Genomic DNA, 9,992 nt, shown 5'->3' with positions numbered 1-9,992 from the left:
GAGCAGGGTATCCAAGGCGAGCAGGGCGAGCAGGGTATCCAAGGCGAGCAGGGCGAGCAGGGTATCCAAGGCGAGCAGGGTATCCAAGGCGAGCAGGGTATCCAAGGCGAGCCTGGCGAAGACGCCGATGTCAGCGACCTCATTAACGAAGCAATTGGCGCCGGTGTTCTGGCCGACATTCATCATGTCCTGATCATCCAGGATGGTGAAGATGCTGATGATGCACGCAGGGTCAACGCTCCTGGATTTGATGATATGTTGACGACCATCGTCTTGCTTGTAGACGAGTCGACCCACCTTCTTGCCAAGGCCGGATCACAGGACGGAAGTCCGGTTCTCGCATCCTTCACGTGGGGTATTGAGGATGCCGCCTTCGCCGACGTAGAGGCAAACGGAACGGTGACGGGTGTGTCGAACGGATCAACGATGTTAACGTTGTCCGTCGATGGTCGCGGCATAGACATCGAGATTCCCATCACAGTGTACAAAGCAGTCGATACTATCACAGTGACCGACGCTGCTGATGGTTCCTCCAGTACACTTCAGGTCGGCGGTACCGTTGCATTGACGGCTACGGCCCTTGATGAGTCCGATGCCGATTCAGGGGTTGAAATTCCCGGCATTGAGTTTGAGTGGGATACCTCTGATCCTAGCGTGGCAACGGTTGAGGCCGATGATGACAACAGCGCTATGGCTACGGTGACCGCGAAGGGTGATGGCGAAGCCACGATATCGGTCACGGCCGTGGGACACGATGCTGATGCGGCCGAGTATGAAGTCACGGTGTTCGACGTTATCCAGGGTCCTGCATCTCGGATTATCATTGCCGAATCGGTAATACCAAACCTACCCCTCAATGTCGAGATCAATGCCGATAGCAGTGCTGTTGACGCTGCCGCTGTCGTTGCAGCAACGTTACAGAGAAGAACCGGCGCTGTCGATGCAGATACCGGTATGAGGGCCTGGGCGGCTGCCGCCGATGGTGTTGACGTCATGTTTGAAGTTGTCAGCGGCAGTTCCGTTCGAATTGCAACGGCCGAAGCGACTACAGCGACTTCGGGTGGTAACGGTACCGCTCAAGTGTCTATCGGTTTTCCTGCTGACGCTACGTCCACCGGTGTAACCGGCGGGGTTGGTAAATCTGTTATCAAGGTAAGTGCCGAGGGTTATGGTGCTATCTATGTCGAGGTTACCGTTACAAGAGCGGCGTCGTCGTAACGTAGTAGTAGCAGGTGACCACTAGCGGTCTTTAGTTAGACCCTAGCGCAAGACAATACAGAATACTCAGTTATCCCCGAGTATCTTCCCGTCCGTCCTTAGTAGGAGCTTTTGCGACCGAACAGGGCGGACGGTTTTTTTTGCCTTTTGCAACTACTCAAAACGTATCTCGCGGGCCCAATATAGTTATTCTGCTTAAATACATACTACTCCGTGCCGGTTTAACTCCCGTCCAAAATCTCTCCTTCAAATACGTATCCAGCTAAAGCAGTACTGCGTGATCGCTTTGCCTTACCATATCCGCCGGTTGTCTGCTTGACTGAACCCTGTAATAGAGATACTTTCCTCACTGGAACAAATCACTGGAGCCGATTCAGGTAGCCTCAGGAGGTCTCAATCGTGTTACGTCACACTAGCAAATTGCTGTTTCTTCTCGTGTTTCTGGGTTGCGAGGGCCCAGCGGGTCCACAGGGACCGGCCGGTCCGGCGGGTCCTGCGGGGCCGGCGGGACAGACAGGCCAGGTGGGTCCGGCAGGACAGACGGGACCGGCGGGGTCAACGGGCGCCGCGGGAATCCAGGGTCCTGCAGGGCCGCAGGGCGAACCCGGTGAGACGCTGGACTGGTCGGACGTCATCGAGGACGAGAGCCTGGGAGACGCGGTCTATGCGATTGGCGTGCAGGTCCAGGGACGCAATTACGTGCTGGGTTCGGGCTTCGTCGCGCATTTCTGGAATGCCGTCTGGACCAATGCCCACATCGTGCAGGCCGTCATCAACACGACCCAGTTCATCGAACATCTCAACCCACGGCCCTTTGCCGCCAAATCGGGCACGGTGATCGGCGGCACCGATACCTACTGGCTGGAAAACTTCTGGGTGCATCCCGACTACGATGGCACAGCCAGTTCGCCCGATGCGGCCCTCCTGCTTATTGACGCAAACCTGACGGAACTTCCCTTCTTCCTGCCCAGGGACCAGGTCCAGGGACTGCGGGTGGGACAGCCCATCGGCACGATCGGGTTCGTGGAAGAGGCCTCGATCGATCCGGTCACGGTCCCCCACGCCACGTTCAAAGAGGGCACGATCGGCGCGCTGCGGCCATATCTCGACGACGTCGCCACGCCGGAGAACAGCTGGGTCATCCATCATAACCTGGATCTGACCGGGCGTACGAGCGGCAGTCTTCTGTTCGATCATACGGGGTATATCGTCGGAATGAATTTCGCCAGTATCTTCCGGGTCACTTACGATGACCAGACCGGCCAACCCACGCGCATCCCTTCGCAAGACCCCGGGCACGCTATTCGCGTAGACGAGCTCTGGCGGCTTTATGATCGGGCAAGTGCAAGTGGGCGCAGGGTCGTGTCCGACGTGACGGGGAGTTTCACGGACAGCCCGATCGTGTTGGAGCCCGAGCAGGACTATCCGCACGAAACCTACCTTCCATTCCCGAAAAACTGGAACGGAGAGACGGTTCTGCCGTAGTGTGCTCGCTGTACGAAAATGTCCGATATTTAAAGGTTAATTACTTGATCTTGCGGCATGCTCCTTGTATAATCCTGTCAACAATTGTTTAATTATCAATTGTTAAGTATCTGCGATCACCAGTCTGGCCATTTTGGTCTGGCAAGAATGCGAATGAATTTGACCTGCTGCTTTCAGAGCAAGCAAAAGGAGAATGGGAACATGCGCTACGCTTCCAGGTTCAGGAATCCCACGCGTGTCTGGTGCGTCAAGATCCTGGCGTTCGCACTGGCGATCGTCCCGGTTGCCGTTCTGATGACCAACGAGGATGCTGCAGCGCAGACATTGGTAAACCTGACCATTGATCCCGTGTCCGTGGATGAAGACGGAGGGCCGCAGGTGGTAACGGTAAGGGCGACGGTGCGGGACACGAGCATCGTGCGCACCTTGCCCATTAACATCGCGTTGCGTCCTGTGTCTGATCAAAGCACGGCCACGATTCCGGGTGATCTGGCCGCCACGCCGCTGGATCAGCCGATCGTCATCGCACCGGACCAGACCGAAGGTGTGCTGGAGGTAACCGTCGTTCCCGTGGATGACATGATCTACGAGGGTACGGAGACGCTGGTGGTCGTGGGCGTGGAGATCTCCTCGGGCGATCCTTTGACCATGCCCGTGTCGATGGCGATCAATGACGATGAGCCGATGCCGACCTTCTCGCTGAGCGCAACGCCGGACATGATCGATGAAGGCGGCGGCCCGCAGGTGGTTACGGTCAGGGCGACGGCGACGGTCGCGAGCAGCGTGCCGACCGTCATTGCCCTGGCGCCCGTGTTCGACCAAAGCACGGCCACCGTTCCGGATGATCTCGTCGCCACGCCGCTGGATCAACCGATCGTCATCGCAGCTGGTGAGACCGAAGGGGTCCTGGAGGTGACCGTCGTACCCACGGATGACAACATCTACGAAGGCACGGAGACGTTCGTCATCGTGGGTGTGGGGGCCATGGGCGCGCCGCTGACCATGCCTATATCGGTGGCGATCAACGACAACGAGTCGATGCCGGCCTTCACGCTGAGCGCGACGCCGGACACGGTCGATGAAGGCGGCGGTCCGCAGGCGGTTACGGTAAAGGCGACGGCGACGGTCGCGAGCACCTTGCCGACCGTTATCGTACTGGCGCCCGTGTTCGATCAAAGCACGGCCGCGTTTCCGGATGATCTCGTTGCGTCCCCGCTGGATCGGCCGATCATCATTGCCGCGGGTGAGACGGAAGGCGTCCTGGAGGTAACTGTCATACCTGCGGATGACAATGTCTACGAGGGTACGGAGACGCTGGTGGTCGTGGGGTTGGGGGTCACGGGAGATCCCTTGACCACGCCCTTGACGGTGGAGATTATCGACAACGAACCGGTACCGACTTTCACGCTGAGCGCGGCGCCGGCCATGGTCGATGAAGGCGGCGGACCGCAGGTGGTCACGGTAACGGCGACGGCGACGGTCGCAAGCACCGTGCCGACCGTTATCGCGCTGGCGCCTGTGTTTGATCAAAGTACGGCAACGTTTCCGGATGATCTCGTCGCAACGCCGCTGGATCAGCCGATCGTGATCGCTCCGGGTGAGACGGAAGGGGTTCTGGAGGTTACCGTCGTTCCAACGGATGACGGTATCTACGAAGGTACGGAGACGTTCGTCATAGTGGGCGTGGGGGCCATGGGCGAGTCACTGACCATGCCCTTGACGGTGGAGATCACCGACAACGAACCGGCGCCGGTCATCACGTTGAGCGCGACGCCGGACATGCTCGATGAAGGCGGTGGTCCGCAGGTGGGCGTCGTTACGGCAACTACATCCGAGATCAGCTCGCAGGACCTTCACGTGGGCCTGGTACCGCTGCTGGATCAAAGTACCGCTACCCTGATCGGACCGGGGGCGGACCTCGCCGTGCTGGAGTTGGCGGCTGACCCGAACATCGTGATTACGATCCCCGCGGGCCAGACGACGGGGAGTATCAACCTGACGGTCGTTCCGGTGGATGACGACGCTTACGAATCCGACGAATTCGCCGTCTTCGCTGGCAATCTATTGGGAACGATCAGTGAGCCGGTCGTAATCACCATCGTCGACAACGACACACCGAACATGATCCTGAGCGCAGTTCCGACCTCGTTGCGCGAAGACGGCGGCGCCCAGACGGTAACGTTCGACGTCACGATGACCGGCAGCCCGGTTCCGGTTCCCACCGTGATCACGCTGGTGATGACCGGCACGGCCGCCCAGGAAATAGACTACACTTGGGGCGGAACCGCGGAAATCGCCATTCCCGCCGGCGGGACGACGGCGGGCACGCAGCTCACCTTCCAGGTCGAGGACGACGAAGTTCACGAGCCGGGCAACGAGACCATTGTGGTGACGGCGAGATGGCAGCACCAGGATCTCGGCCACGTCACGCTGACGATCATAGACAACTTTCCGGCGCCGGCGGTGGCCAACCCGATTCCGGAGGTGAGCCTGATTGCGGGCGGCGCCTTTCGCACCGACCTCTCCGAAACCTTCTCGGGCAAGGACCTGACCTTTTCGGCCCAGGCCTCGGGTGGCGCGATTTCGGTTGAATTGACGGGCGCCTCGCTGGTGGTCACCGGCAACTACCTGGGTTCGGGCCGCGTGACGGTCGCCGCGACCAACGCCGCCGGTTCGGTCAGCTACAACTTCGGCGTGTCCGTCACGGCGGCGTTCAGCCTGAACGTCGACCAGGATACGCTGCGTGAAGACGGCGGTACGCAGTCGGTGTCGTTCACCGTCGCGTTGTCCGGCGCCGCGCTTTCTGTTCCGACGGCCATTACGCTGGACCTGGCCGGCACGGCCACCCGGGGTACGGATTACCAGGTGAATGGAAACGCGGAAATCGTTATCGCCGCCGGTCAGAGTTCAGCGGCTGCGCAGCTGGACTTCTCCGTCGTGGACGACGCGGTCTACGAACCGAACGACGAGACGATCGTCGTATCCGCGAACTGGCAGGGAAGCGAGATAGACCACGTCACGCTCACCATCGTCGACAACTTCCCGGCGCCCGCGGTAACGAGTGCGATTACGGACATGACCCTGGAAGCGGGCGATTCCAGGCAGGCCGACGTGGCCGGCAGTTTCTCCGGCAAGGGCCTGGCCTTTTCGGCCTCTTCCTCGGACGAAGCGGTATCGGCCGAAGTGTCGGGATCGACGCTGACGGTCACGGCCGATCACAGGGGTTCGGCCCGCGTAACGGTGCTCGCGACCAACGACGCCGGTTCGGTCAGTTTCGACTTCGGCGTGACGGTAACGACGGTCACCGAAGAACGGATGATCTACACCGACATCCTGGCGGCCATGGGCCGGGGAATCCTGTCGAGCGTGTCCAGCACGATCGGCGGCCGGTTCGCGGTGTCCGGTTCCGAACGCCAGCTTGCTTTGGGTAACCGGCGGGTCGACGGCATGGCGGCCGGTCTGGAAGCCGTGGTCGGACTGACCGGTACACAGGAGACGAGAAAGTACGGTGCTGCCGGCGAAACTCTGGCCGGCGCACATCCCGTCTCGGCCCGAGAGTTGATGCGGGGCACGTCCTTCTACTACGCGCTGGATGATGCGCCGCAGGTTGGGAGCGGCAGGGACGGCCTGAGCTACACGGTCTGGGGGGCCGGAGACTGGAACGCCTTTGAGGGTGCGGCCGCCCAGACCGCCACCTACGACGGATCGCTGATTTCCGGTTACTTCGGTATGGATGTGTCGAAGGCCGGCAGCTGGACGGGCGGCGTGGCCTTTGGCCGTACCATGGGTAGTTCGGATTACACCGGATCGGTCGCGGACGGCAAGCTGGAAACCACCTTGAACGGCGTGTATCCCTATGTGCTGTGGCAGGTTCCCAGTTACATCGTCGAGGTCTGGGGTATCGGCGGTTTCGGTTCGGGTAAAGTCGAGTCGAACGAAATGACCAACGATCTGTCCATGCGCATGTACCAGTTCGGCGTACGCGCCCAACTGGTCGGATCGGGCATCGAAGGGCTGGACCTGGGCGTAATCGGTGACGCGGGCATTGCCAACCTGACGGCCGCCGACAGCGAACACGCGTCCTTAAGCGACCTGAAGGCCGGCGTACATCGCGTTCGTGTCGGTTTCGAAGGTTCGGGAACCATCGAAATGGACAATGGCATGCGCGTATCGCCCTTAGTCCAGGTGACGGGCCGGTATGACGGCGGCGACGGCCAGACCGGCGGCGGCATCGAGGTCGCCGGCGGACTCAAAATCGCCCGCGGCAGGATCGGCGTCGAAACGCGCGGCCGCCTGCTGGCCTCGCACTCGGGCGAAGGCGTCAAGGAGCGCGGCATTTCGCTGGCCGCCTACGTAAATCCGATGGCCGCCGGCAGGCGGGGATTCTCGATGACGGTCGTTCCCCGGATCGGCGCCGCAACCGATATGTCCGGCGATATGTGGCGCGATGAGCAGATGGAGGGCCTCACGCGGCCGTCCCGCGAGGGCGTCGGCGTGAAGGCCGAAGTCGGCTATGGTCTCGCGCGTTTCGCATCGAGCGATATCCTGATGACACCCTTCGGCGCAATGGACTTGGCCGGTGACGACCGCCGCCGCATACGCTTGGGCACGCGGTTCGGATCCACTGGCGCCGGTGCCGTGGGCGGCACGGCTGGCGGGGTCGGCGCATTGAGTTTCGAACTCGCCGGTGAGCGCATAGAGGGTTACGGCCGGACGCCCGACCACCGCATCGGCCTGATCGGAAGGATGAGCTTCTGAGGGGCAGCTACGAATGAAACAATGGCCGGGTCGTCGGTCTTGTGTGGATAAGCCTGTGGATAACTATGGCCTGTACCTGCACTTTTCCACTGCGTGAATTGAACGCCCCGTGATACTGAAATTCCGGGGCGTTCTGCGTTCAAGTGTGACAACACGTCCCGCTGTTCGTCTTTTTGTCACGTTAATCTCATTGCAGTTGACTAACTAATAACAACTTTGTTTATTTAATAATAACAATAATGAACAACCGGTATGATGTGGGAATTACATGCGTAAGTGCCGAAGGAAGCAACCACCCCATGCCGTGTATGGGGTACTCGATATAGGGAGGTTAAAATGAAGTGGATTGCTGTTATATTATCAGTTGCTACGTATAGTAGCGCTTTTGGACAGACAAACTTGATGGTTGGTCCAGCAGGTCATGTGGGTAGTTACAACGGATCTGTTGGAGGAGGAATGAGGGTAGAGATTGCCAGAGACCTGAATTCCTCGGTTCAATCCATATTCAATGTTTCATTGGATTTACATGAACAAGTAAACGGAGATTACCTGTTAGAGCGTGAGAATACTTTTGTACAAGACGGAGAAGGTCCAGTCATATCTGTCCCGATTATGACCGGATTGAGATTTAAGGTTGGTGGAGGTGATGATAACTTCCTTTTCGCACAAATCAGTGGTGGTGGGATGATAAGTACGGAATCTGGTCTAATGGGCAGTGCTGGAATTGGTGCTATGCTTTATATGGCTGGCGTTATGGTAGAGCATAACAGGTCTGTGGCCAGGTATTGGGATTATGAACATAGCAGTCCAAAAACATGGACATCTTTTCATATCTTTATGCGCATACCTTTGTCGATGTAATGCAGACGCGGGGTGGATAAGGGGTTAATCGCCGATCTCGTAAGCCGAAAATCGCGGTTTCGAATCCCCACGATACAGGAAAGTGGCTGGCGGAAATGCAGGGGCACTGAGGTATATAGTTCCCAATCCTTGAAACAACGGCCGGGTCGTCGTAACGTAGCTTACGGCACTTCCAAGGCGCAGAAGTGTCCCGTGGTCACGGAGAAACCCAAACCACCGCCGCTTCGCCAGCTTCCCGCAAAACCCTTCTCGTCGATGCTCCTCACAGACAACACCGTGTAGGTCCCGTCGTAGCGCACCAGGTCAGACCTGTTGGCAAGCGAACCCAGCCGCAGCGTGATGATGGACCGACCGTATTCCTCCCTTTCGAGCACGAGCACGCCGGGGGCCGACGGGTCCCTGCTACCCGGATCGCCGACGCGGTGCGCGCCGACCGACTTCGGATCGAGATCCGTGAACCCGTAGAGGGGCGTCGAGGGATCGTTCGACCGGTCAATCGAGTCCGCAGAGCCCGACGAGTCCGCTTCGCGGGCTAGCCGGCGCAGGGTGAGTTGACCGGAAACGGCACGGCGGGAGGTGCGGCTGGAATCCGCTGCGGCGCCGCTGGGGTCCGCCACTATGCTGGAGTCCGCCACAAGGATGAGGTGATACCGGCCGGCCCGATCCGCCAGGGTGGTGTCGGCTTCCAGGGAACCGGCCGTGGGTTCGCAGGCGTATTCCCCGTACGATGCGGACGATGCGGACGGTCTCGCGTCCGCGCCTGAGGACTGATCGAGTGCGGAATCGTCGTTCGAAGCCGTCTGCAAAGCCATTGAGCAGCCAGCGGTAAGGCCCAGGAAATGAGTGAGACCCAGGATAGGAATCAAAAGGAGTGCCTTCGACATCAGCATGTTCCTCGCGGCGGCGCAGCGACGGCGCCGGCTTTCGGACCGACCCGCTACTCAGTGATTCAATACGTTCGAGCTGAACCGTAGTCTCGTTTGTCCATCTCGGCTTATCGTAACGTCGCCGACCATTCTGTATAGTCCCGACTGGGGCGGCGCGTACACGCACAGCTTGTTTTCGCCGCGCACCGTTCCGGGTATCGTTATCCAGCCGAATTCGTCCTGCCGTTGCCATCTCGAATGGTGAAACCGGTAACTTGCCGTTTCGTATCCCGACCCGTACACGGTCTGTGGATCGACGTCGATGCAGGAGCCGGACCCCTGCGCGGACAATCCAAAGAACTCCACGCTGTTTGCCATGACGATCAGTCTCGATAACGGTTGATAGTTTTCGTCATCGTCGGGATGGGCAGGAGCGTTTACCGTTACGGAAATGGTGATGGTTGCGCTGTTCCCGCCGGGGTCCGAGGCCTTGATGGACACCGTGGCGCTTCCCTCGGCCAACGGGGTGATCGTCAGGACCGATCCGGATATGGCGACCGTGAGGACCGAAGGATGGCTCGATTCCGCCGAGTAGCTCAGCGGACGCTCTTCCGGGTCGTTGAATGCCGTCGCGAAATCGATCATCAAGCGCTCCCGCTCGGCCGTCAGCGTCTGCACTTCAAAGGTCTCGACCGCCCTGGGCGGGAAATCCTGCTGGGGTCTCGGCTCTACGCTCTTGTCGCCGCCGCAACCCATGCCTATGGCAACCAGTAGTACAGACGTAGCAGTGTTTCTCATGGCCTT

6 protein-coding genes and 1 pseudogene are annotated in these 9,992 nt (G+C 59.5%); 5 read left to right on the top strand and 2 right to left on the bottom strand.

Features of this window, described 5'->3' with window-relative positions:
• From F4Y38_01035 to F4Y38_01015, 5 genes and pseudogenes are all read left to right on the top strand, one after another.
• Positions 1 to 117, top strand: a pseudogene (locus F4Y38_01035) (collagen-like protein).
• Positions 118 to 255: 138 nt separating this feature from the next.
• The gene (locus F4Y38_01030) at positions 256 to 1,218 is read left to right on the top strand and encodes a hypothetical protein (GenBank protein ID MXY47860.1); all 963 of its coding nucleotides are present in this window, start codon (positions 256 to 258) and stop codon (positions 1,216 to 1,218) included.
• A 399-nt stretch (positions 1,219 to 1,617) separates the two neighbouring features.
• A complete protein-coding gene (locus F4Y38_01025; GenBank protein MXY47859.1) occupies positions 1,618 to 2,703 on the top strand; it encodes a hypothetical protein in 1,086 nt (361 codons plus the stop codon).
• Positions 2,704 to 2,850: 147 nt separating this feature from the next.
• Positions 2,851 to 7,461: an autotransporter outer membrane beta-barrel domain-containing protein gene (locus F4Y38_01020; GenBank protein ID MXY47858.1), complete on the top strand. Its 4,611-nt coding sequence runs from the start codon at positions 2,851 to 2,853 to the stop codon at positions 7,459 to 7,461.
• A 336-nt stretch (positions 7,462 to 7,797) separates the two neighbouring features.
• Positions 7,798 to 8,322 (top strand): hypothetical protein, encoded by a 525-nt coding sequence (locus tag F4Y38_01015; GenBank protein ID MXY47857.1) that lies wholly within the window; start codon positions 7,798 to 7,800, stop codon positions 8,320 to 8,322.
• Positions 8,323 to 8,483: 161 nt separating this feature from the next.
• Here F4Y38_01015 and F4Y38_01010 read toward each other — a convergent pair whose 3' ends face one another.
• Both F4Y38_01010 and F4Y38_01005 read right to left on the bottom strand, forming a co-directional pair.
• A complete protein-coding gene (locus F4Y38_01010) occupies positions 8,484 to 9,134 on the bottom strand; it encodes a hypothetical protein (GenBank protein ID MXY47856.1) in 651 nt (216 codons plus the stop codon).
• Positions 9,135 to 9,263: 129 nt separating this feature from the next.
• Complete coding sequence (locus F4Y38_01005; protein MXY47855.1) at positions 9,264 to 9,986, bottom strand: hypothetical protein; 723 nt, start codon at positions 9,984 to 9,986, stop codon at positions 9,264 to 9,266.
• Positions 9,987 to 9,992: the final 6 nt, after the last annotated feature.

The sequence above is a fragment of the Gemmatimonadota bacterium genome, assembly GCA_009838645.1.
In the GTDB taxonomy this organism is placed as follows: Bacteria; JAAXHH01; JAAXHH01; order JAAXHH01; family JAAXHH01; genus JAAXHH01.
This window is presented reverse-complemented; position numbering and strand designations above follow the sequence as displayed.

Coding starts and splice junctions, on each gene's coding strand:
- F4Y38_01030 (MXY47860.1), top strand. CDS start 256: ATGTTGACGACCATCGTCTTGCTTGTAGACGAGTCGACCCACCTTCTT.
- F4Y38_01020 (MXY47858.1), top strand. CDS start 2,851: ATGCGAATGAATTTGACCTGCTGCTTTCAGAGCAAGCAAAAGGAGAAT.
- F4Y38_01015 (MXY47857.1), top strand. CDS start 7,798: ATGAAGTGGATTGCTGTTATATTATCAGTTGCTACGTATAGTAGCGCT.
- F4Y38_01010 (MXY47856.1), bottom strand. CDS start 9,134: ATGGCTTTGCAGACGGCTTCGAACGACGATTCCGCACTCGATCAGTCC.
- F4Y38_01005 (MXY47855.1), bottom strand. CDS start 9,986: ATGAGAAACACTGCTACGTCTGTACTACTGGTTGCCATAGGCATGGGT.